We start from the raw sequence: 23,187 nt of genomic DNA on the forward strand, positions 1-23,187 counted from the left end.
GCGACGGGCGATGGCCTTTTGCGTCGCGCGCCATGCGTTGCTATGGCGCGCGCGACTTCCTCTCTTCGTGATTGAGATTTTCGTGACCGTTCCGATCGACCGCATCCGCAATTTTTCGATCATCGCCCATATCGACCATGGCAAGTCGACGCTGGCCGACCGGCTGATCCAGCAGACCGGCGGGCTCACCGAGCGCGAGATGTCCGCGCAGGTGCTCGACAATATGGATATCGAGAAGGAGCGCGGCATCACCATCAAGGCGCAGACCGTCCGGCTGGATTACACCGCGAAGGACGGCAAGACCTATGTCCTGAACCTGATGGACACGCCGGGCCATGTCGACTTCGCCTATGAAGTCTCGCGCAGCCTGGCCGCCTGCGAGGGCGCGCTGCTGGTCGTCGACGCCGCGCAGGGCGTCGAGGCGCAGACGCTCGCCAATGTCTATCAGTCGATCGAGCATGATCATGAGATCGTACCGGTCATCAACAAGATCGACCTGCCTGCCGCCGAGCCCGACAAGGTGAAGAAGGAGATCGAAGACATCATCGGCCTGCCCGCCGACGATGCGGTGCTCGCCAGTGCCAAGTCGGGAATCGGCATCGTCGAGGTGCTCGAGGCGATCGTCATTCGCATCCCGCCCCCCAAGGGAGATCGCGAGGCGCCGTTGAAGGCGATGCTGGTCGACAGCTGGTACGACCCCTATCTGGGCGTCGTCATCCTGGTCCGGGTCGTCGAGGGGATGCTCAGGAAGGGCCAGCAGATCAAGTTCATGCAGCATGGCACGCTGCACCTCGTCGACCGCGTCGCGTGCATGCGTCCCAAGCTCGAGCAGCTCAGCGAACTGGCGGCGGGCGAGATCGGCATCATCACCGCGCAGATCAAGGAGGTCAGCCAGACCCGGGTCGGCGACACCATCACCGATGCCAAGAAGCCGACCGCCGAGGCGCTGCCGGGCTTCAAGGAAGTCCAGCCGGTGGTGTTCTGCGGGCTGTTCCCGGTCGACGCCGCCGACTTCGAGAAGCTGCGCGACAGCCTCTACAAGCTGCGCCTCAACGACGCCTCGTTCAGCTTCGAGGCGGAAAGCTCGGCGGCTTTGGGTTTCGGCTTCCGCTGCGGCTTCCTGGGACTGCTCCATCTCGAGATCATCCAGGAGCGGCTGACCCGCGAATATGACCTCGACCTGATCACTACCGCGCCGTCGGTGGTGTACCGGATCAAGCTCGCGCATGGCAAAGGCGAGATCGAGCTGCACAACCCGGCCGACATGCCGGACGTGATGCAGATCGCCGCGATCGAGGAGCCCTGGATCGAGGCGACGATCTACGTCCCCGACGAATATCTCGGCTCGCTGCTCAAGCTGTGCCAGGACCGGCGCGGCATCCAGAAGAACCTCACCTATGTCGGGGGACGCGCGCAGATCACCTATGAGCTGCCGTTGAACGAGGTGGTGTTCGATTTCTACGACCGGCTCAAGTCGATCAGCCGCGGCTATGCGAGCTTCGACTATCACCAGATCGGCTATCGCGAGGGCGACCTCGTCAAGATGACGATCATGGTCAACAGCGAGGCGGTCGACGCGCTGAGCATGATCGTCCATCGCGGCACCGCCGAAACGCGCGGCCGCGGCATGTGCGAGCGGCTGAAGGACCTGATTCCGCGCCACCTGTTCAAGATCCCGGTCCAGGCCGCGATCGGCGGCAAGGTGATCGCCCGCGAGACGATCGCGGCGATGCGCAAGGACGTGACGGCGAAATGCTATGGCGGCGACGCCAGCCGCAAGCGCAAGCTGCTCGACAAGCAGAAGGAGGGCAAGAAGCGGATGCGCGAATATGGCAGCGTCAGCATCCCGCAAGAGGCCTTCATCGCCGCGCTCAGGATGGGCGACGAGGGCTGAGACCAGGCCGGTCTGCTGCGCCGGCGATCGAGATGTGCCCAGGTCGGGCGGCGGACCGCAACGCCCCTTGTCAATCCGCCGCCCTTGGGGGGCTGGAAGTCTTCTCCCTGTGTGTCCCCGGCCGGCTGGATCGGGGGGAGGACAGCCGACCGGGTACTCGTTTCAGCTTGCGCCGATTTTGTTACAAACCTGCCCGCGCGCCCTTCAATGACGGCTGCGGGGCGTATGTTCGCGCGGCATGCGGAGCCGCTCGATCTCCGAGGCCACCGCTTTCCAAAGACCCACGCCGTAGCTGTCGCCATCGCGGATCAGCACGCCGATGCGGCTGGCGACATAGCTGTCGGTCTGATCGCCGAAATCGTCGATCACCCGCTTTGCGAAGTCCTGGATCATGCTGGTCTCCATCACGCTACTACTCTTCTTCTCCGACTGCGACATTCCCTATATCAATCCTTCTGCACGCAGGCTGCGCCAGCCGGTGCGCGCGATGATAAGGTGGTCGTGAACAGCAATCTCCAGCGGCCGGGCCGCAGCGACCAGATGGGCCGTCGCCTTGACGTCCGCCTGGCAGGGCGTCGGATCACCCGAGGGATGATTGTGGACGATGATCAGCGCCGTGGCCCCGATTTCCAGCGAGCGCTTCAGGATCTCGCGCGGGTAGAGCGGCGCCTGATTCACCGTGCCGCGCGCCATGATCTCGTCGCGCAACAGCCTGTTGGTCGAGTTCAGGAACAGCACCCTCAGATGCTCGATGCTGTTATAGGCCATGCTCGCGAACAGATAGTTGGTCAGCGCCTCCGACGTGGATAGGATCGGGCTCTGGCCAAGCTCAGTCCGCAGCGAATGCAGCATCGCCACGCGGACCGAGAGCAGGAAGCCCACCACCTGGGGCTCTTCCGGCAGGCAGGCGTGCAGGGCGCTCGACTCGGCAGCGAGGATCGCGGGCATGCTGCCGAACTCATCGAGCAACTCGTCGACAATGGCGCCCATATGCGGCACGCCGAGCGGTTGCAGCAGATCCTCTAATACCGCGCGGCATTGCCCCTGGTCGGAAGGGAAGCCTGTCGCCGCCGGTGGTTCCACGTACCGATCGCTATGCCCACCAGCATTGGATAGGCCCAGAATTCCTGTGCACTCGCGTAGGCCAGCGACGCCACCGTAGGATCGGCGAGGCTGGCCACATGGATGGTCACTGCGATCAAATGGAAGGATGTTACCCATATTGGCCAGTATCGATCACTATAGAGTGTCAGGTTGACGAACGCCGCGAGCACCAGCAGGTCTATGATGAAGATGCCGAGCTCGGGCGATTGCCATTCCCGGTGGGATGCCACGACCAGCGACAGGATCGATCCTGTCACCATTATCGCGGCGCCTGCCCGCTCGGGCCAGCCTCCGATCCATCCCGCGTAGGAACAGGCAGAGACGAGCGCGAGCAGATAGATCAGCTGATATAGGAAGGGAGGCATGCCGGGACCGGATCACGAAGTGATGCTCCGATCAAGCATTAGGTGAAGGACCGCCCCGCCTATTCGACCAACGTCAGGCCGCGACGGTCGCCACTTCGGTGAGATGGGTGAACTGTGACGGCGGCTTGGGGACGAGGCCGCCCAGCGAAACCGTCCGAAGGCCGATCTGATCCTTGGTGACGGCAAGTTCGCGGTGGCTGGCGATCATCTGCGCCCGGGCCCGAACCAGTGCCGAGAAGCTTTCGGCCGCATATTCAAGCGCTTCCTGCCCGGTTTCGCACGGCAGCTCGGCTTCGACGCGTGCGGTCGGAAGGAAGCCGGTCAGATCCGCGGTGCGGGCGATAGCGATATCGATGGCGTGTTCCGCCGCCATCAGGCGGTCGGCTACATCCTGCGCAACTTCGCGACGCTTCATGATGGTCATGCGATTGAACATGTGAGTCTCCCTTCGCGCGGCCACCCTGGGGGCCAGCGCGTCCCTGCTGGACGATGCTGTGAAAACTAGATGAGCGCTTTAGGCTAGAAAGAGCCGCCTCAGCGCGTCGATTCCGGCGAGAAGGCCGCCGAAGGCCAGGGCCGAGGCTATAGCGATCGAAACGATCCAGCCCAGCCGTTGCACGATATTTAGGTCATTGCGCTCCCTCCCCGGCGTAGGGAAAGGCAGATTGACGAAGCCGCCGCCGGCGAATGCGGGTGTTCGGAACGCGATTTGTTCCTCCCGTACCGCTGTGCCTTGAAAGCCGATGTCATCCTGCCGAACCCCATGAATGTCGGACAACCCGACAGTGGCATGGACCGGCGCCGGAGCAACATGCGGCGATTGATATACGGCTGATTGATATGGATTCGGGCTCTCGTATTTCGCCAGGATTCGCGCCGCTTCGAAGCGGTTTGCGACGCCCAGGGCCTGGATCGCCATCCGCAGCCGCTGGTCGACTGTATGGGGAGAAATCCCCAGTTCCCGGGCGATATCCTTGGACGAAAGATGCATCAGCACCATGCGCAGGCAGGTGCGCTGCGCCTCGGTGAGTTTCTGGATGCGATCCGATTCCATGGCGTGGTTCATATCGCCAAACCTCGACTATGTAAAATCCGGTACTACCGCACTGATATGTCCTTTTTTTGTCGCGGCGGTCCCAACGCGCCGTCACGGCATGTAGTTTACGACATCGTAACGATTTTTCGGCGTGCGAGTCGCTGCTCGATAGCGCGGCGCCGAGCATTGCGGTGGCGGCGCCATGACCCTAGACTCGATGCATATGGCAGCGGGGGACCATCGCGGAGCGGCGCGAATCGCGATCGTGGGGACGGGCTATGTCGCCGACCTCTACATGCCGTCGCTGCGCAGCTTCCCCGCGCTTGAGATCGTCGGCGCGTGGGACATCGATCCGCAACGGCTCTCGGCCTTCGCCGGGCAGTGGAAGCTTCCTGCGGCGGCGAGCTTCGACGCACTGGCGGCGTTCGCGCCCGATATCCTGCTCAACCTCACCAATCCGCACGCGCACGCGACGGTGACGGCCGCCGCGCTGGACGCGGGCATCCATGTCTGGTGCGAAAAGCCGCTCGCCCTCTCGCTGGCCGACGCGGAGGCGCTGGCCGCGCGCGCCGCGGCGCGGGGCCTGCATCTCGCCTCGGCGCCGTGCAGCCTGCTCGGTCGGGCCGCGCAGACCGCGTGGGGCGCGCTGCGGGCGGGGCGGATCGGCAAGCCGAGGCTCGCTTATGCCGAGCTCGACGACGATTTCCTGCCGGCGGCGCCCTATCGCAGCTGGCGCTCTGCCAGCGGCGCGCCCTGGCCGGCGGCGGACGAGTTCGCGACCGGCTGCACGCTCGAACATGCCGGCTATTATCTCGGCTGGCTGATGGCCATGTTCGGCCCGGTGCGCCGGCTGGTCGCGGGATCGGCGCGGGTACTCGACGCGGCGCAGACCGGGGCTGGGCATTGCACGCCGGATTATAGCTCGGCCAGTCTGTTCTTCGACGACATGGTGGCGCGCCTGACCTGTTCGATCGTCGCTCGCCACGACCATCGGCTGCGCATCTTCGGCGACGATGGCGTGCTGGAGGTCGACGAAGCCTGGGCCAATGGTGCGGCGGTGCGGGTGCGCCGGCGCCATGTGATCCGGCGGCGGCTGATCAACAGCCCGTTCGCGGCCCGGGTTCGTCCGTCCGGCTCCGGTCATCCGATCGTGGGACGACGCGGCGCAGCCTCGATGAACTTCGCGCTGGGGGTGGCAGAGATGGCGCGCGCGATCGCGCAGGGCACCATGCCGCGGTTGGCCGGCGATTTCGCGCTTCACCTGACCGAAGTGTCGCTCGCGATCCAACAGGGCGGCGAGCATCAGATGCGCACCGGATTCGCACCGATGGCGCCGATGGACTGGGGCGGCTGATGCTGCCGCTGCGCTTCGCCGTGCAGGGCAGCGGCCAGATGGCTGCGACGATGCGCGGGTTGATCGGCGATGCCGGCGAAGGCGCTGCCGAGGCTGTCTATATAGCCGGGCGCAACCGTGATCATGCTGCGCGGTCTATCGCGGCGCTCGAAGCCGGCAAGGCGGTGCTGTGCGAGAAGCCCTTCGCCATGACCGCCGGCGAGGCCGAGGAGATCGTGGCGCTGTCCCGGCAAAAACGCCTTCTCTACATGGAGGCCGTGCCGACGCCGTTCCTGCCGGCGGTCGCCGCAGCGCTGGAGGCTGCCCGCGCGGGGCGGCTGGGCACGCTTCGCAAACTCGAAGCCAGTTTCGGCTACCCGATTTCAAGGCGGTCCCGCCCGCGCCTGTTCGAGGCCGACGGCGGCGTCCTGGCCGATCGCGCGGTCTATCCGCTGATGCTGGCATTGATCGCGCTGGGGCCGGTCGAGCGCAGCGAGGCGGCGGTCGAGCGGGATGGGCAGGGCGTCGACGTCGCCGCGCGCTTTGTTCTGCGCCATGCCGGCGGCGCACACTCGGATCTCGCCATTTCATTTGGCACGCTGCTCGACAACAGCCTGTGGATCGAAGGCGATGCCGGTGCGGTCGAAGTGCCGCCGCCGCTGTTGAGTGCCCAACGCCTCAGCGTCCTGCCGCCCCGGCGATCGGCACCGTCCCGCAGCTGGCGCCGGCTTCGGCAGAACCCGGTCGTTCGGCGGCTCTGCGACATCGCCAGCCGCACCAGCGGTGCCCATCTTCCCCATGCGGGGGCGATCCACGCACATGTGGTCGAGCATTTCTCGGCGCTGTTCCGCGCCGGGGCGCTGGAGAGCCCGGTCGTCAGCCATGAGCGCATGCTCGCGGTTGCGCGCCTGATCGAGGGAGCGCGGCGCGGATGAGGCTCGCCTATCTCCTCAACAGCTATCCGATGACCAGCACGACCTTCATCCGGCGCGAGATCGCCGCGATCGAGAGGGCTGGGGTGCCGGTCAAGCGCTTCGCGGTCCGCGCCTGGTCCGAACGGCTTGTCGATCCGCAAGATATCGACGAGCGCGGCCGCACCGAATATCTGCTGACCGGCAAGGCGGTGCGGCTGCTCGGCGGCATGACGCATCACGCGATGCGCGATCCGCGCGGCTTCGGCAAAGCACTTCGAGCGGCCGGCGCGATGCGACGCGCCGCGGGCGGCGGCTTCGTCCGTCATGCCGCCTATCTGGCGCAGGCGATTCGGCTGAAGTGGCGTTGCGCCGCCCTCGGCATCGATCATATCCACGCCCATTTCTCTACCAACGCCGCGGCGGTGGCGATGCTGTGCCGCCTGCTCGGTGGGCCTGCCTACAGCTTCACTGTCCATGGCCCGGACGAACTCGAGCAGTTTGCCGCGAACAGCGTTGCGGAAAAGGTCGGGCATGCCGCGGCCGTCGTCGCGATCAGCGGCTATTGCCGCGATCGGCTGCGGAGCCATTTGTCGGAGCATTTATGGGGCCGGATCAGCGTGATAGCCTGCGGCCTCGATCTGCGAGATTATCCCGCGACGCCCGGCCCCCCGTCGATGAGCGATCGGCTGCTCAGCGTGGGCCGGCTCTGCCCGCAAAAAGGCCAAGTGGAAATTCCTGCGGCGGTCGCCGCGGTGGCGCATGATCATCCCGGCCTGTCGGTGATCCTGATCGGCGACGGCGAAAGCCGTGCCGCCGTGGAGAGCGAGATCGCCAGCACGGGCACAGCCGGCCGGGTCGAGCTGCTCGGCTGGTGCAGCAATGCCGAGGTGCTCCGCCGGATCGGCGAGACCAGGGCGCTGCTGCTGCCCAGCCACGCCGAAGGTTTGCCGATCGCGATCATGGAGGCGTTCGCGATGGGCCGCCCGGTCATCACCACCAGCATCGCCGCCATCCCGGAGCTGGTCGACGCCCGCTGCGGATGGCTGGTTGCGCCGGGAGACGCCGAGGGGCTCGCAGCGGCGATCGCGGCGGTGATGGACGCCAGCCCCGCGGCTCTGGCGGATATGGGGCGGGAAGGGCGCAAACGCGTCGAAGCGCGGCACGACATCGCCAGGATCGCGCCGCAGCTGATCGCGCTGTTCGAGGGCGACGGTCTGGTGTGACCTCAAATCAGGCGGAATACCGATCGGTTCTATACTCGGATGACGTTGACTTGACCCACACCCTGGACCCGTTCGTGTCGAGCCCTTTGACTGCCTGCAAGGCAGGCGCTCAGGATGAACTTCATCCAATGGATGAAGTCGAGACATCGCCCGTACCGCGTGCGGACGTCCCTGGACTTCGCTCGGGACGAACGGATCAAGGTAAAGTCATTCCGCTCTAGGCGGCCCCCAGCAGGGCGAGGCGCGCGGCGATGCTGTCGAGCGGTGCGGCGCGGCTGGCGGCGTGCCGGTCCTCCGCGCGCAGGATCGCCGCTACCGAGGCGCAGCGCTGGCCGACATGATCGAGCGCCTGGAGGTGGCTGATGTGGCGCGCCGTAACGTCGCTGTCGGAGATGAGCGCGACGCCGAGCACCTCCAGCTGCTCACGCGCCGTCTCGAGTTCTTCGGCGAGCATCGCAAGCAAGGCATCGTGGCTGATCGAGCTCATCGAGCGGTTCCTCCGTCAGAGAGGTTCGGCAATGCGGTGGCGATTGTCGAGCGGTGCGCCGAGGGCGAGCGAACAGGGCTTCGTCAATGCGTTGCGTCGCGGATCGCCGAGACGAGCTTCGCCGGATCGAAGGGTTTGACGATCCAGCCCTCGACCCCGGCATGGGTGGCGCGCGCCATCTTCTCCGCGGAGTTCTCGGTGGTAAGCACGAGGATCGGCATGTCGCTGTGCGGTCCCTTGCTGCGCACCGTTTCGACCAGATCGAAGCCGTCCATGCGCGGCATGTTGATATCGGTGATCATCAGGTCGGGCCGCGCATTGGCGGCAAGCCATTCGAGCGCGGCCATCCCGTCCTCGGCTTCGGCGACAGCAAAGCCTTGTCCGGTCAGTGCGAAACGCAACAGCATCCTGATGCTGGGGGAGTCGTCCACCGTCAAAATTGTCTTGCACACGCGCGTCTTCCCGTTGCCGGGCGTCGCAGCCCGTGTCCTTCGGTACGCCTCGACCCGTTAACGGCGCGTTTCCATGACCGCCGGGCCGCACGAAAAGCTCCGGAACATGGGCCAACGCGCAGGTGGGGCCGCGATTTCGCACCGGGGCGAAAGGCGCGGGCGCGACGGACCTCCCATGCGGGAAGGACATGACCCTTCAGCGCGCAACAAATCCGACATCGCGATGAAATCAACATAAAATATAATTTCTGCATTCGGGCTCCTGCCAGCAGGCATACACTGGAACAGGAAAATCTGGATATCGGCCTACGCGCCTGCGCATTTTCTACTTGCCGCATAGCGGTAGACTTCGTTCCACGGCTGGCAGGCGTTCCGGAAAAGCTTCCCCTTCCGTCCCATCAGGCAATCCAGATACGTATAGTTTCGTAGACGGAATGACTATTTTCGTTTTCTTGTTGCGCTCCCGATAATTCAAGGTAACTCTCTAGAAAGTCGGGGGATTTAACACATGCATATGGTGCGAATGAGCGTGGGGCCGCCGTGACGCCACATCGCCTCGTTTACGTCCTCGACGATGAGGCGGTCGTCAGGGCGTCGGTTGTCAGCCTGATCCAGGCGCATGGCGGATATGAATGCCGCGAATATCGAAGCGGCTATGCCTTCATCGAGGCGCTCGACACGCTGCAGCCGGGCTGTGTCGTGCTCGACCTACAACTGGAAGGTGCCAGTGGCGGGGCGGCGATGCAGGCGCTGTCCCAACGCGCCGACCGGTTTCGCATGATTGTCGTCACCGGCTTCGGCGATGTGGGTGTCGCGATCGAGGCGTTCCGGGCCAGAGCCGTCGATTTCCTGTACAAGCCGCACGGAATGCGGCCGTTGCTGGACGCTCTCGCCCGTGGCTTCCACCTGCTCGAACGGGGCGTGGAGCCGCCGCACCTGGTGGCCGAAGCGAAGGCGCGAATCGCCCGGCTCAGCGATGTCGAGGCGGAAATATTCGCACGGCTGATCGCGGGCGAAACCAATCAGGAACTGGCGCACACGATGGACCTCGACCCGCGCGCCGTGCAAATCCTCCGTGCCCGGGCGCTGGCGGCGCTCGAAGCGCCCTCCATCCTCGCCGCAATGCGGACGGCGGCGATCGCCAGCTGGCCCGAGGCGGCCGCAGTCTGAAAGGGGACGATGTGCGGGGAGACGGCAACCCCGTTCCGGAGCGCATCGCTACCGAGCGAACCGCTCGTCCAAAGCCGGTCTGGGCCCCGCCTGAAGCACCCGCCGGCCCGCGAGGGCGACCGCCTATCCCGCGTGATGCGATAGGGGCTTTCCCGGATAGTAGATCAACGCAATGCAGGCGCCCGCCGGCAGATCCTATTATATGGATGCTGCACCGGCATCTGCGGTCAGGCTGTTCCGCTCCCCCAATCCGGAGCAGTCTCGCTACATCATATCCGCTCGATGCAGCTGACAGGACCGGCGTATCCCCCCTGCCGGTCCTGTCATCTTGTCAGTAGCGCAGTCGAACCCCGCCATAAGCGGCGCGGCCGGGCTGGCCATAGCCGCGGGCCGTCTCATATTGTTCGTCGAACAGGTTTTCGACCCGCGCGAACAGTTCGATCGCGTCTGTGACCGGCATGGCGGCGCGGACGTCGACCAGCACATAGCTGCCGAGCCGAGCCGTGTTAGCGGCGTCGTCGAAGCTGTTGGCGACATGGGTGATCGTCGCCCCGGTCCTCAGACCGAACGACCAGCTATAGTCGGCCGTGACGTTCACGCTCTGCCGCGGCCGGCGCGCCAGCTGCTTGCCGAAATTGGCATCGCCGCGCTGGCGATTGCGGGCATCGGTGAAGCTGTAATTAGCGGTCACCAGAAAATCGGTGGTAGGTGCGATCCGCAGTTCGAGCTCGACGCCCTCGGCATGGGCGCGTGCGATATTGGCGTAGGTGGAGGTGCCGAGATCGAAATCGATCTGGCTGGTCACCCGCCGATTGAACCAGGTCGCGCTGACGGCGAGGGTGTCGCCGATCAGCGACTGGCTGATTCCGGCGTCCCAGCCCTTGGCCCGTTCCGGTTGAAGGTGCTCGAACCCGAAATCTCCGTAAAGCTGGTACAGCGTGGGCGCCTTGAACCCCTCGCCATAGCTGGCTCGAACCGTCGTCCGGCCGCCATTGGGGCTATAGGCGGCATCGGCGCTCTTCGTGGTTGCGTGGCCGAACTGGCTATGGTCGTCATAGCGGATGCCGGCGCCGAGGTTCAGTCCCTCGAACGGCTTCGCATGCAGGTCGATATAGACGCTGTCGGTATTCGCCTTCTTGTGTGACAGCGGCGAATAGATGCTGACGATGCGGAAACGTTCCTGCTCATGCTCGGCACCGAAGGTCGCCTGCACCAGCCCGAGATCGGCGACGCCTTGATATTCGAAGCGCAGGTTGCGGCCGCGCGTATCGAAATTCTTGAGCGGGGTTCCGGCCGGATCGTAGGTGGCCTTGTCGACCAGCGTATAGGCCGTGGCGATGCGGTTCTTCAGCCGCCCGTCGAACAGCGCGGCGTTGATCCCGGCATAGCCGACCATCTGCTGCTGGCGCTGATATTCGGCGGTGTCGGCCAGCACCGCGAAAGTCGGCGGCGGGAAGCCGTCAAAGTCGACCTTGCTCTTGGTGTAATAGCCGCGCAGGTCGATCGAGACGCTGTCGCTGATCTCGGTCACCGTCTTCAGGTTCACGCCGAACAGGTGATAGCCGTCGCGCTCGGTGCCGCTGTCGGCCACCGAAATTCCGTCGGTGGTCAGATAGCCTGCGCCGGCGCTGAAGCCGACCGGCCCCGCCTTGCCGGTGACCGCACCGCTGACATGGCCGTGGTCGTAGCGGCCATAGTCGGCGCTTGCGCGAAAGCTCAGCGCATCCGTCGGTTCGCGCGTGATGATGTTGACGACGCCGCCGATCGCGCGGCTGCCCCACAGCACCGATTGCGGGCCGCGCAGCACTTCGATGCGCTCCAGATTGTCGGTCAGCAGGTCGGCGAAGTTGAACCCGCCGCCCGGCGACGCCGGATCGTTGATCTTGACGCCGTCGACCAGCGCCACGGTCTGCTCGCTCTGGGCGCCGCGGATGAAGATGCTGGTGAAGGCGCCGGCGCCGCCATTGCTCTGGATCGTAACGCCGGGCAGCGTGCGCAGCAGCTCGGCGACCGACAGCGTCTGGCGCTGCTCGATTTCGGGCAGGCCGATCACGCTGATCGACTTGCCGACTTCGGAGATTTTCTGGTCGTAGCGCGCGGCCGTCACCACAATCGTGTCGGCGCTATCGGCGCTGTCTTCGGCCTGTGCAGCGGCGGGCAGGAGCGCCAGCGCGGCGATGAGGCAGTTATTGAACGTCCGCATGGATGTCCTCCCTTGGATCAAGCCAATGGGGTCCTGCGCGACAGGAAATGAACGCCCCCCGCGCACGACCTCAGTCGAACGTCGTCACGCGAGGTTTCGCCTCGTTCATGTGGTGCACCCCGCCCGCATGATAGAACGACCGCGACGGGCAGGTTTCCTGGCTCTCGGGTCTCGGCGATCGCCCCGGCCTTCCCAGCCGCCCGAGGGCGGCCAGTGACGCGGATTGGGGCGATCGCTATCCGATCACAGTTGCGGGGGCAGCTTCGGCAGGCGGGGCAAGCCCCGCTTCCTAATTCCCTTTTCCCGTTGCCGGGATCCTGTCGCGTCAGCGCCCCTAGTCGCACTTCCCCGGTTTCGCAAGGATTTGGTTGCGGTGCAGCAACAAGCGGCCGTTACCGCGGAGATTTGCAGGGCACGAAATAAGCACCGCAAAACGCTGTACGACGAAGACCGGAAAGTCTGCGTGTGATCACGGTCACATGTCCTGCAAGTCGTTGTGCGGATGATGATTGTCCATGACAATCCATGTCAGCAAGAGTAAGTGCAGGTCTTCAGCGAAGGGGTTCGCTGCTCAGGGGCATATGGGGGGGTTTTTGCGTAGGTCGCTCTTCTCGGCAGCCGCCTCCACGGCGCTGCTTTTCACATTTTTGCCGAGCACGGCTGCCTGGGCTCAGGTCGCTCCGCCGCCGGTCGCGCCTCCCCCCCAGCAACTCGCGCCGACCCGCGAAGAAATCGACCGGCGTTCCCAGGATCAGGCCCCGCGCTCGGCCCGGCTGAAGATCGACGGCGACATAGAACGCGCGCCCTGCGCGCTCGACGCGCCCGCTTATGCCGATATCAAGGTGACGATCAGCGCTGCGGAATTCAACAACCTTCAGGGCATTACCCCCGAAGAGCTGAAGGACAGCTATGCCTCGCTGCTCGGGCCTGATCGCCCGATCAGCACGATCTGCACGATCCGCGACGCCGCGGCGACCGCGCTGCGCCGCAAGGGCTATCTTGCGGCGGTGCAGGTGCCGGTGCAGCGTATCGAGAATGGCGTCGTCAAGTTCGAGGTGCTGTTCGCCAAGATCGTGGCGATCCGGGTGCGCGGCAATGCCGGCAAGGCGGAACAGCTGCTGGCCAGCTATCTGTCGCACCTGACGGAGGAGAAGATCTTCAACCGCTACGTCGCGGAGCGCTATCTGCTGCTGTCGCGCGATCTTCCCGGCTATGAAGTCCGCCTCTCGCTCAAGCCGGCCGGCGGTGCCCCCGGCGAGCTGGTCGGCGATGTCAGCGTCATCCGTACGCCGTTTGAGGCGAGCGCCAACCTCCAGAATTTCTCGGCCCACAGCGCGGGCCGCTGGACCGGCGCGGTCTCGGCGCAGGCCTATGGCCTGCTGGGCGGCGACCGGCTGACCGCCTCGGTGTCGAGCACCGCCGACTTCAAGGAGCAGCAGGTCGCTCAGCTCGGCTATGAGACCAGGCTGGGCAGCGAAGGCCTGACCATTGGCGGCAACCTCACCTATGCGTGGTCGAAACCCTCGATCAATCCGATCGCCACGGCGCCTACCGCCAAGCTGACGGCGCGCACGCTCTTCGCCACTGGCGAGATACGCTATCCGGTGATCCGGACCCAGGGCTTCAGCCTCGTCAGTGCGGCGGGCTTCGATTATCTGAACCAGACCGTGAAGTTCAACAGGATCGATCTGACCCGCGATCATCTGCGTGTGGCCTTCCTGCGGCTCGACATGGATGCGGCGGATGTCGCCGAACGGAGGGTGCCGCGCTGGCGCGCATCGGGCTCGTTCGAGCTGCGCAAGGGGCTCGATGTCTTCAACGCGACCCAGCCGACCACTGCGGCAACCGTCGTCGGACCGAGCAGGACTCTCGCCGATCCAACCGCGACGCTGGTCCGCGCCTCGGCCTCGGTTGAGCTTAACCTGGGCGAAGGCTTCTGGCTCGCGGCGCTGCCGCGCCTGCAATATGCGTTCGATCCGCTGCTTAGCTTCGAGCAATATTCGGGCGGCAATTACTCGATCGGCCGCGGCTATGATCCCGGCACGATCATCGGCGACAGCGGCGCCGGCAGCGGCTTCGAACTGCGCTTCCCGCGGGTCACGCCGCTGCCCAAAGTCAATCTATCAGTGCTGCCCTTCACCTTCGCCGATATCGCCTGGACCTGGAACCGGCGCGAGAACCGGATTGCCGGCGCGGCCAATCCGGATCGCCTGCTGTCGGTCGGCGTCGGCCTGCGCGCGCTGCTCAACAACCGCTTCCGGATCGACGGCACCCTCGCGATCCCGCTCGAGGCCGCCGGGCTGCAGACCAGCAACCATGACCCCCGTTTCCTTGTGTCCCTCACCACCAAGCTGTGGCCTTGGAGTAACCGGTAATGCGTAACGATCCACGAGCCGCCGGCGCGGCGATCCGCCCACATCGCGGCCGAGCTTCCCATCTGCGAACGCTCAGCTCGGTCCTCGCCGTGGCGACGATGCTGGCGATGCCGATGCGCGAAGCGTCGGCCGCGGTTCAGAACGGATTTCTGGGAATCCCGGATTGTGGCACAGGAGACTGCTCCGGCACGGGCTATAGCATCGTTCGGAACCCCAACGGCGCGGGCGATACGATCACCATCACCAACGCCCAGGCCCAGATCAACTGGGCGCCGGACGACATTAGCGGCACCGCGCCGATCGTCTTCCTGGAGAGCGGCACCGTCCACTATCAGGCCGGCGCCGCGCTGCTCTCGAACGGTGGCAAATATACCGTCCTCAACAATATCGTCCCCACCGATACGACCCGACAAATCCAATTCGTGGGTGGCAGCGTCACCTCCAATGCCGGCGGCAACATCTGGTTCTACACGCCGGGCGGCCTGCTGATCGGCTCGGGCGTCACGTTCAACGTGGGCGGCCTGTTGCTGACGACCGCGCCCATCCCTCTCACCGGTATTGTCAGCGATCCGATGACGGGCGAGGTCACGGGCGTTCATACCGATCCGGCCATGGGTGGAACGTCGGTCCAGATCGACAGCGGCGCCACCATAACGACGAGCGACTATTTCGGCATATTGGCGCCGCAGGTCATCCAGAATGGCACGGTCAGCGCCGGCGGCAGCGTCGCCTATGTCGCGGCCACCCAGGTGGACCTGACCACCAACAACGACCTGTTCAGCATTTCGGTGCCGGTCGGCGGCGGCACCCAGGTCGCGGGTTCAACGTCGACAACGGCGGCGCTCGTGCATGGCGGCACCACCGTCGCCCATGTCGACGGCACGGGCAGCCCCGGGATCAGCCATGCGATCTATGCGGTCGCGATCCCGAAGAACACCGCGATAACGATGCTGCTGACAAATGGCGCGACAAATGGAACGATGGGTTTCCAGGTCGCCAACGGCGCGGTCGTGACCGATCAGGGCATCGTCCTGTCGGTCGGCCGCGACACCGATGGGACCTCGGTCGGCACGCTGGGCGGCGTCTCGGCGGGCAATTCGGGCACAAATCCGGCCAACATCACCGGGGGCACGTTCAACGGCGGCAGCTATGACGCCACGCCGATCTATGTCCAGACCAGCAATCCCACCACCATTTCGGGCGGCGCCTTCCATGGCGAGACGCTTGTCAGGTCAGGCGGCGGCGGCATTACCATCAACAGCTCTGCCGGGGCGACCAGTTTCGATTCGCCTCTGACGGTCGACACCAGCCAGTCGCTGGCGGCCGGTTCTTCGCACGGCGGCGCTATCGACATCACCGCCTCAAGCGGAAATTTGCTGAGCTTCAACGACCTCATCCTCGACGCCAGCGGCAACGCCCAAAACAGCTTCAGCGGCACGGGCGGCAACATCACCGTCAGCGCAACGGGGGGCGGGATCACCATCGGTGGGGGCCTGACGGCGACGTCCATCGGCCAGGGCGGCTATGCCAGCGGCGGCAATGGCGGATCGGGGCAGGGCGGCGACATCATGGTCTCGGCGTCATCGGGCAGCACGCTCGCCGTCGGTGGCAGCCTGCTGCTCGGAGCCGGTGGGTCCGGCGGCGATGGCGGCAGCGGCGGCAATGGCGGCAATGGCGTCGGCGGGTCGGCGCAGTTGCTTGCCAGCGGCGGCACGATCACGGCGAACGCTTTCACCTTGCGCGCCAACTCGTTCGGCGGGTCCGGGGCCACGGGCGGCATGGCGGGGGCGACGGGTAGCAATCAGGGCTTTGTGAAGCTGGAGACGTCGGGGAGTGGCAGCCTGACGCAGAGCGGGCCACCCGGTTCGATCATACTGCAGGCCTATTCCGAAGGCGGCAATGGCAGCGCCAGCGGCAGTGCGGGCAACGCCATCGGCGGCACCGTCGAAATCGCCGCCAGCGGCGGCACCCTGAACCTCGATGGTCCGGTCACGGCCGATGCGAGCGCATTTTTTGGCGGCGAAGTCTCGGAAGGCGGCGGCACTGCGACCGGCGGCCATCTGAACCTGTTCGCGTCCGGATCGGGCACGCTGACGCTGGCGAACTATACCGGCTACGCAAACGGCGCGGGCGGGTACCGCAGCACGGCGGGGAGCGGGGGCAACGGCTCCGGCGGCCAGATCAGCGTCAACAGCAGCAGCACGAACACGCTGTCCATCGGCAGCTTTTCGGCTCATGCCGATGGACAAGGCGGCGACTCCGGCGGCGGCACCGGCGGCACCGGTAGTGGCGGCTCGGTATCGGCCTTTGTCGACGCTAGCGCGAGCCATCTCACCTTCACCAGCGCGCCTTCGGTCAGCAGCGACGGCCAGGGCGGCTATGGCGGCCACCAGGGTGGCCATGGCTATGGCGGCAAGGTCGATTTCGGCACCACCATCAATGGCGGCACCCTGACGCTTACCAATGGCGCCAGCCTGAGCGCCCTCGGAAGCGGCGGCGGTACCGACGGCACGGGAGCCGGCGGCAATGGCCGCGGCGGTTCGGTGCGGCTGTTCGGCAACGGCGGCTCGATCGTTTCAAACGGCATATTGTCGCTGAGCGCCGATGCCGAAGGCGGCGACGGCAATTTCGGCGGTGATGCCTTCTATATCGCCTCCGCTGGAGGTTTGCCGGCCAAGGGCTTTGTCGAGATTGGCGCGACCGCCGGCACTATCACCCAGACGGGCGTGGTCTATCTGTCTGCGAATGCCGACGCTGGCGGCGGGGATACTACGAGCGGGGACGCGCTGGCCGGTCAGGTCCGCCTCTCCAATTCGGGCACGGGCACCGTGACCTTCAACGGCAAGGTCAACGCCGACGCCCATGGTTCCGTCGATGGCTATGAGAGTTCGCGTGGCGGCGACGGCACCGGCGGCATACTTGAGATATTCACCGCCGACTCCGGCACACCCCGCCTCTCGCTTCACCTCACCGCCGGCTATGAGGGCCATGTCGACGGCACCGGCGGCAGCAGTTACGGCGCCAGCGAGGCTGCTGGCCTCGGGCAGGGCGGCAGTTTCCAAAGCAATGTGGACGGCACCAGCCAATTGGCGATCGATGGCTTGGTCACTGTCACCGCCTATGGCGATGGCGGCGATTCCGACAGCGGCACCGGCGGCATCGGCAAGGGCGGCGGCCTGCGGCTCGCCGCGGGCAGCGGCACCCTGACCGTCGGCACGGTCAACCTCTATGCCGACGGGACGGGTGGCGACGGCGCGCTCGTCGGCGGCGAGGGGTTCGGCGGCCACGCGGTCCTGGCCGCCGATCAGGCCGGCGGAACCGTCACCGCCATGGCGGCCGATCTGACCGCTATCGGTTCGGGTGGCGACGCCGGCTATGAGGCGTTCGAAATCAACGGCCACGGCGCGACCGGCGGTAAAGGCACCGGCGGTGAAGCGGGCTTCCGCGCCTTCCACGGCTCGCTCAGCGTCACCACCGGTACCGCGATCGCCGACACCAGCGGCTATGGCGGCAACGGCTATAATGGCGGCATCGGGATGGGCGGCGCGCCCGACTATAACACCTATAATCCGTTTTTCGGATCCTTCGCCGAGGCGGTTTCGGGTACGCTCACCTTCTCGGGCGGCAATGCGGGTGACAGCCTGTTGCTGCTGTCGAACGGCATCGGCGGCGCGGCGAACGCCGACGCGGACGGGCTGGCTGGCCAGGGCGGCGTCGGCCGCGGCGGTTATGCCGAGTTCCAGGCGTTCACCGACATCACCACCCCGTCGACCAGCTCGATCACGGCGAACGCGGTAAGGCTGACTGCGTTCGGCGTGGGCGGCGACGCCGATGCTTTCGGCGGCAGCACGTCCGGCGCCGATGGCGGCATCGGCGGCGACGCCTTTGGCGGCAGGATCAACATCGGTGGCGAGGCCGGCTACGGCCAGGTCGATATCGGCAATGCCAATGTCGTCGCCTATGCGCTCGGCGGGCTGGGCGGGGCTGGCACGGGCAATGTCCAGGAGCAGACCAACGCCGATGGCGGCGACGGCGGCGCCGGCGGCAATGCAACCGGCGGTATCATCATTCTCGGCATGTTCAACGGGCCCGACACCAGTGGCACGAGCGGCCAGGCCAGCTTCGGTTCGATCGCTGCGCAGGCTTTCGGCCGGGGCGGCGATGGCGGCGCCGGCGTCGATGGAAGCGGCACCGGCACCAGCGGCGATGGCGCCAATGGCGGCATCGGCACCGGCGGCAGCGTCGCGGTGCAGTCGCGCGGCGCGCCGGTCGACATCGCGTCGGTCTCGATCGATGTCTATGGCCAAGGCGGCGGTGGCGGCTCCCATGGCCAATTCGGTACCGCCGGCGTTGGTGGCGCCGGCATCGGCGGCAGCTTCGCGCTGATCTCCTCCTACCGTTCCGATGGCCCCAATTCCAGCACCCCCCATCAGCCGCTCACCGCCGGGGATCTCACGATCCGTGGGGATCTGACCGCAGTCAGCTCCGGCTATTCGGAAGGCGGGTCGACGACGCGGGGATCCTTCAAGATCAACACCTCCGGCGGCGATCTCGCGATCACGAGCACGACGACGATCGAGAATCTCGGTATCAACCCGCCGCAGAAGGGCACCCCGGAAGTCTCGTCGGGCAACGGCGCGCTCAGCTTCAGTACCTTCGCGCTGACCACGGAGGGGGCCTCGCCGATCAACTTCTACCTCGATCCGGCGGGTTCGATCGGCTTCAGCTCCGGCACCTCGTGCACCGTTAACCAACAGGCTTGCGCGGTACCAATACCGCGCCCGACGTCGCCGCCCCCTCCGCCGCCAGTAGAACAGCCAACCTCGCCGCCGCCACCGCCCGCGGTCGAGGAGCCGACCTCGCCTCCTCCTCCCCCGCCTCCGCCGGTCGAGGAACCGACCTCTCCTCCTCCGCCGCCTCCGCCGCCGGTCGAGGAACCGACCTCGCCTCCTCCTCCTCCTCCTCCGCCACCACCGCCGCCGGTGACCGAGGATCCCGAGGTAATCGAGACCGTGTCGATGGAAACCGACAAGATCACGTCGAGCATCCAGGCTTCGCTGACCGGCACCCGCGTCGGGGGTGGTAGCATCAGCAGTTCGGCCGATACCGGTGGTGACACCGGCGGCCCGGGCGCGGGCAGTGGTGATGGTGGCGGCAGCTCCGCCAGCAGCAGCAGCGCAGGCGCCGACGACAGCAGCGCCGACGAGGGCGGCGACGACGAGAGCAGCGAGAGCGCCAGCAGTGGCGGCTCGGGCGGTTCGGTCGGTGGCGCCAATGTGCTGATCGACACGAGCAACATCGGCTCGGGGTCCGCGCAGGTCGACACCCCCGTCACCAGCAGTGGAAACAGCAGCTTGTGGAGTGGCGAAGATGGTCTCGGTGAAACCCCGGGAGGAGGCCAGTGATGCGTAACGGGCGTGTGGCCTTGATGGCCGAGTTTCTCGCGGTGTTCGCGTTCAGCGTGCCGGCGATGGCGCCGGCCGCGACGCAGCCGGGTGGCCTGTCGCTGCGCAACAGCTTCCGGATCGGATCGAGCGGTGTGCTCTGCACCGCGCAGAACCGCGCCGTCAGCCCCAATCTGGTCGGCATGTTCGATCGCGGCTACCGGATCGTCTGCCGCGACGCGGCGGCGCCGGTCGGCCGGCTGTTCGCGCTGCGGACAGGCAAGGACGATCCGGTGGCAAGGGTGGCCGCCAATAGCGAAACCCCACTAACATGCGAGGCGCCCACCAGCGTCGCGCTCGGCGGTCTCGGCAATGTCCAGGCGCGCGAATGCGTCGATCCGACCAATCAGCTCGCCTATAAGAGCTACGCCTATAGCCGGGGCAAGACCGTCTACATCGCCGACGGACTGGGCGGCTATGACAGTGCGCTGCAGCTCGGCCTGCGCACCATCGTCGCCGACGCGATCGTCAAGGGCGAGGTTCAGGTCGCCACCACCTCCGCGGGCGATCCAGCGGCCTTCGCACGGGTCCAGGCGGGCGCGCTCGACAGCGACAGCGCCCTCGCCGAGGCCTATTCGCGCAACAATGACGGCTCCTATGCCGAGGCGGCCGAGTTTTTCGAAGCGCTGGTCGAACGCGATTCCAGCGGCACCAGGGCGGACGCGCGCCTCTCCGAATATCTCGCCAACCAGGCGTTGCAGGAATCGAACCAGCGCAATTTCTCGGCGGCCGATGCGCTGTTCACGCGCGCCTCCACCCCCAGTTCGCTTGCCGATCCGGTCACCGGCCGCATGCTGCGCAATTTCCACGCGATCCATGAGCTCAACCAGAACAAACTCAAGGAAGCGGTCGACGAGCTGTCGAAGCCGGTCGCGGAGATCGAGTCGCGGGCCGCCGCCGACACAATGCTGGCGAGCGGCGAGATATCGGGAGACATCGCCGACGATCTCAATCGCGAGGACAAGGGCCTGAACGATCTGGGCGGGTCGCTCGACGGCCAGCTCCAGGCCTTCGAGCGCGCCCAGATCCTCGATGCCCAGGCACTCCAGCTGCGCGGCGTCGCCTATCGCATCAACAAGGATTACGCCAAGGCGCGCGCGAGCTTCGCCGAGGCGGTCAACGGGATGCAGGGCGTCCGCGAGGGCAAGCTCAACAGCACCGGCTGGCTGCGCTCGAACATCCAGAGCGAACTCGCGCTGGTGGCCGAGGCCGAAGGCAATATCGCCGAGGCGGAGCGGCTCTATGCCGACGCGCTGCAGGTGGTGGAGATCCAGCATCCCAACACCGCCATCTCGCTCGGCGCCAAGGCGCGCTTCGCCGGCTTCCTCAGCCGTCACGGGCAGGGCGAACGGGCTGCTGCCATGTATGGCGAGGTGATTTCGGCGGCGGAGAACCTGCCCGGCGCGATGAGCTCCATCCGCTCGCTGCTGCGGCCCTATTTCCGGCTGCTGGCCGAGCGTGCCGCGACGGACCCCAAGGCGGTCGCGCAGATGTTCGGCGCGAGCCAGGTGATGCTGCGGCCCGGCATCGCCCAGACCCAGGCGCTGCTCGCCCGCGAGCTTTCGGGCGGCGACGACGAGGCGTCGAGCCTGTTCCGCCAGTCGGTGACGCTGTCGCGCTACATCGCCCGGGCGACTGGCGAGATCGCCAAATATTCGGCGGGGGCCAATCCCGCCGACAGGCCGGCGCTGCTCGATGCGCAGGCCCGGCTCGCGAAATATTCGCGCGACCAGACCGTGCTCCAGTCGAAACTGGCGCAGTTCCCGCGCTATCGGGTGCTGTCGCCGGCAACGATGCAGGTCGACGAGCTGCAGAAGGCGCTCCGCCCCGGCGACGGCTATTACAAGGTCACGCTGGTGTCGCAGGACGCCTATGCGATGTTCGTCACCAGGGATGTGGCGCGCGCATGGAAGCTCGACGTCACCACCAAGCAGCTCGAGGACACCGTCGCGCAGATCCGCGACTCGATCGTGAAAGTCGAGAATGGGCAGGTCGCGACCTATCCGTTCGACGTGGTGCTGGCGCGCAAGCTCTATGTATCGCTGATGGGGCCGGTCGACGCCGAAGTCCATCAGGTCACCAACTTCATCTGGGAGCCGGACGGTCCCCTGCTGCAGCTGCCCGCCAATCTCCTGCCGATGGAGCAGGGCGGGGTGGACGCCTATCTCGACCGCCTCAAGAAGCCCAATGCCGACGACTTCGACTTCCGCGGCGTCGCGTGGCTGGGCCGTGATCGCGACATCTCGACCGTGGTGAGCCCGCGCTCTTTCGTCGACGGGCGCGGCGTGGCGGGGTCCAAGGGAACCAAGGGCTATATCGGCCTGGGCGAGAATGCCCGGCCAGCGCTGAATCCCTTCTTCGTGCCGCCGCCGGCGATGGCCGATAGCTGCGCCTGGCCGCTGAGCAACTGGAATAATCCGATCTCCTCGTCGGAGCTGTTCCTGGCGAGCGGCATCATCGGCAAGGACAGGTCTGCGCTGATCACCGGGGCCGACTTCTCGGACTCGACGATCGAGGGTCGTACCGACCTGTCGGATTATCGGATCATCCACTTCGCGACCCATGGTCTGGTCACGGCGCCGCGGCCCGAATGCCCGGCACGCCCCGCGCTGCTGACCTCCTTTGGCGGCGGCACCTCGGACGGGCTGCTCTCGTTCAAGGAGATTTTCGACCTCAAGCTTGATGCCGACGTCGTCGTGCTGTCGGCTTGCGATACTGCGGGCATGGCGACGGTTTCGGCAACACGCGAAGCGGGCATCACTACGGGCGGCAATTTCGCGCTCGACGGCCTGGTCCGCGCCTTCGTCGGGGCGGGCGCCCGGACGGTGATCGCCAGCCATTGGCCGGTGCCGGACGACTTCAACGCCACCAAGCGGTTGATCACCGGATTGTTCACGGCGCCGCCGGGCACGCCGATGGCGACCGCGATGCGCAAGGCGCAGATCGGCCTGATGGACGATCCCAACACCTCGCATCCTTATTACTGGTCGGCTTTCGCGATCGTCGGCGACGGCGAACGGCCGCTGTTGCCGGCGGACATCCCCGCCAGCGCGGTGCAGTCGACGCACTGAGCGGCGGGCTTCGGCCGGCCCTCATCGCCGGCCCTAGACTCGGATGACGTTGACTTAACCCAGACCCTCGACCGTTCGTGTCGAGCGAAGTCGAGACATCGCCCAGACCGCGTGTG

The 23,187-nt window shown here is 66.1% G+C and carries 16 protein-coding genes and 1 riboswitch; of the genes, 8 read left to right on the forward strand and 8 right to left on the reverse strand.

Features of this window, described 5'->3' with window-relative positions; all coding sequences use genetic code 11:
- Nucleotides 1–82: 82 nt before the first annotated feature.
- Entirely contained in the window at nucleotides 83–1,894 is a 1,812-nt protein-coding gene (lepA, locus tag AAC645_RS13095; protein ID WP_340316608.1) for a translation elongation factor 4, read from the forward strand.
- A 204-nt stretch (nucleotides 1,895–2,098) separates the two neighbouring features.
- On the opposite strand, the gene AAC645_RS13100 is transcribed toward lepA, so the two are convergent.
- From AAC645_RS13100 to AAC645_RS13120, 5 genes are all read right to left on the reverse strand, one after another.
- Nucleotides 2,099–2,287 carry a DUF6961 family protein gene (locus AAC645_RS13100; protein ID WP_340316610.1) on the reverse strand — a complete coding sequence of 63 codons (189 nt, stop codon included), beginning with the start codon at nucleotides 2,285–2,287 and terminating at the stop codon, nucleotides 2,099–2,101.
- A gap of 48 nt (nucleotides 2,288–2,335) precedes the next feature.
- Nucleotides 2,336–2,884 carry a JAB domain-containing protein gene (locus AAC645_RS13105; RefSeq protein WP_340316611.1) on the reverse strand — a complete coding sequence of 183 codons (549 nt, stop codon included), beginning with the start codon at nucleotides 2,882–2,884 and terminating at the stop codon, nucleotides 2,336–2,338.
- A 32-nt stretch (nucleotides 2,885–2,916) separates the two neighbouring features.
- Nucleotides 2,917–3,363: a hypothetical protein gene (locus AAC645_RS13110; RefSeq protein ID WP_340316612.1), complete on the reverse strand. Its 447-nt coding sequence runs from the start codon at nucleotides 3,361–3,363 to the stop codon at nucleotides 2,917–2,919.
- Nucleotides 3,364–3,436: 73 nt separating this feature from the next.
- Nucleotides 3,437–3,799 carry a hypothetical protein gene (locus AAC645_RS13115; protein ID WP_340316613.1) on the reverse strand — a complete coding sequence of 121 codons (363 nt, stop codon included), beginning with the start codon at nucleotides 3,797–3,799 and terminating at the stop codon, nucleotides 3,437–3,439.
- A 78-nt stretch (nucleotides 3,800–3,877) separates the two neighbouring features.
- On the reverse strand, nucleotides 3,878–4,429 hold the full coding sequence (locus AAC645_RS13120) for a helix-turn-helix domain-containing protein (RefSeq protein WP_340316615.1): 552 nt from the start codon (nucleotides 4,427–4,429) through the stop codon (nucleotides 3,878–3,880).
- A gap of 172 nt (nucleotides 4,430–4,601) precedes the next feature.
- Here AAC645_RS13120 and AAC645_RS13125 point away from each other — a divergent pair, with 172 nt between their 5' ends.
- Genes AAC645_RS13125 through AAC645_RS13135 form a run of 3 tightly spaced genes read left to right on the forward strand, consistent with a single transcriptional unit; the run spans nucleotide 4,602 to nucleotide 7,869 of the window.
- On the forward strand, nucleotides 4,602–5,753 hold the full coding sequence (locus AAC645_RS13125) for a Gfo/Idh/MocA family protein (protein ID WP_340316616.1): 1,152 nt from the start codon (nucleotides 4,602–4,604) through the stop codon (nucleotides 5,751–5,753).
- Nucleotides 5,753–6,667 (forward strand): Gfo/Idh/MocA family protein, encoded by a 915-nt coding sequence (locus AAC645_RS13130; protein WP_340316618.1) that lies wholly within the window; start codon nucleotides 5,753–5,755, stop codon nucleotides 6,665–6,667. The genes AAC645_RS13125 and AAC645_RS13130 overlap by 1 nt, the downstream gene beginning before the upstream one ends.
- Nucleotides 6,664–7,869, forward strand: coding sequence for a glycosyltransferase family 4 protein (locus tag AAC645_RS13135; RefSeq protein WP_340316620.1), 1,206 nt, complete (start codon nucleotides 6,664–6,666; stop codon nucleotides 7,867–7,869). Before AAC645_RS13130 ends, AAC645_RS13135 begins: the two co-directional genes overlap by 4 nt.
- Before the next feature lie 217 nt (nucleotides 7,870–8,086).
- On the opposite strand, the gene AAC645_RS13140 is transcribed toward AAC645_RS13135, so the two are convergent.
- A complete protein-coding gene (locus tag AAC645_RS13140) occupies nucleotides 8,087–8,356 on the reverse strand; it encodes a hypothetical protein (protein WP_340316622.1) in 270 nt (89 codons plus the stop codon).
- A gap of 83 nt (nucleotides 8,357–8,439) precedes the next feature.
- Nucleotides 8,440–8,808, reverse strand: a complete 369-nt coding sequence (locus AAC645_RS13145; protein ID WP_340316624.1) for a response regulator — start codon at nucleotides 8,806–8,808, stop codon at nucleotides 8,440–8,442.
- A gap of 540 nt (nucleotides 8,809–9,348) precedes the next feature.
- On the opposite strand from AAC645_RS13145, the gene AAC645_RS13150 reads away from it, so the two are divergent.
- On the forward strand, nucleotides 9,349–9,978 hold the full coding sequence (locus AAC645_RS13150) for a response regulator transcription factor (RefSeq protein WP_340316626.1): 630 nt from the start codon (nucleotides 9,349–9,351) through the stop codon (nucleotides 9,976–9,978).
- A 331-nt stretch (nucleotides 9,979–10,309) separates the two neighbouring features.
- Here AAC645_RS13150 and AAC645_RS13155 read toward each other — a convergent pair whose 3' ends face one another.
- Nucleotides 10,310–12,181, reverse strand: a complete 1,872-nt coding sequence (locus AAC645_RS13155; protein WP_340316628.1) for a TonB-dependent receptor plug domain-containing protein — start codon at nucleotides 12,179–12,181, stop codon at nucleotides 10,310–10,312.
- A 130-nt stretch (nucleotides 12,182–12,311) separates the two neighbouring features.
- Nucleotides 12,312–12,517, reverse strand: a riboswitch (cobalamin riboswitch).
- Nucleotides 12,518–12,774: 257 nt separating this feature from the next.
- Here AAC645_RS13155 and AAC645_RS13160 point away from each other — a divergent pair.
- The 3 genes from AAC645_RS13160 to AAC645_RS13170 are packed head-to-tail and all read left to right on the forward strand — an operon-like array spanning nucleotide 12,775 to nucleotide 23,071.
- Nucleotides 12,775–14,556, forward strand: coding sequence for a ShlB/FhaC/HecB family hemolysin secretion/activation protein (locus AAC645_RS13160; protein ID WP_340316630.1), 1,782 nt, complete (start codon nucleotides 12,775–12,777; stop codon nucleotides 14,554–14,556).
- A complete protein-coding gene (locus AAC645_RS13165) occupies nucleotides 14,556–19,961 on the forward strand; it encodes a beta strand repeat-containing protein (protein WP_340316632.1) in 5,406 nt (1,801 codons plus the stop codon). Before AAC645_RS13160 ends, AAC645_RS13165 begins: the two co-directional genes overlap by 1 nt.
- Nucleotides 19,961–23,071: a CHAT domain-containing protein gene (locus AAC645_RS13170; RefSeq protein WP_340316634.1), complete on the forward strand. Its 3,111-nt coding sequence runs from the start codon at nucleotides 19,961–19,963 to the stop codon at nucleotides 23,069–23,071. The genes AAC645_RS13165 and AAC645_RS13170 overlap by 1 nt, the downstream gene beginning before the upstream one ends.
- Nucleotides 23,072–23,187: the final 116 nt, after the last annotated feature.

This window comes from Rhizorhabdus argentea, from assembly GCF_037861105.1.
GTDB classification, from domain to species: domain Bacteria; phylum Pseudomonadota; class Alphaproteobacteria; order Sphingomonadales; family Sphingomonadaceae; genus Rhizorhabdus; species Rhizorhabdus argentea.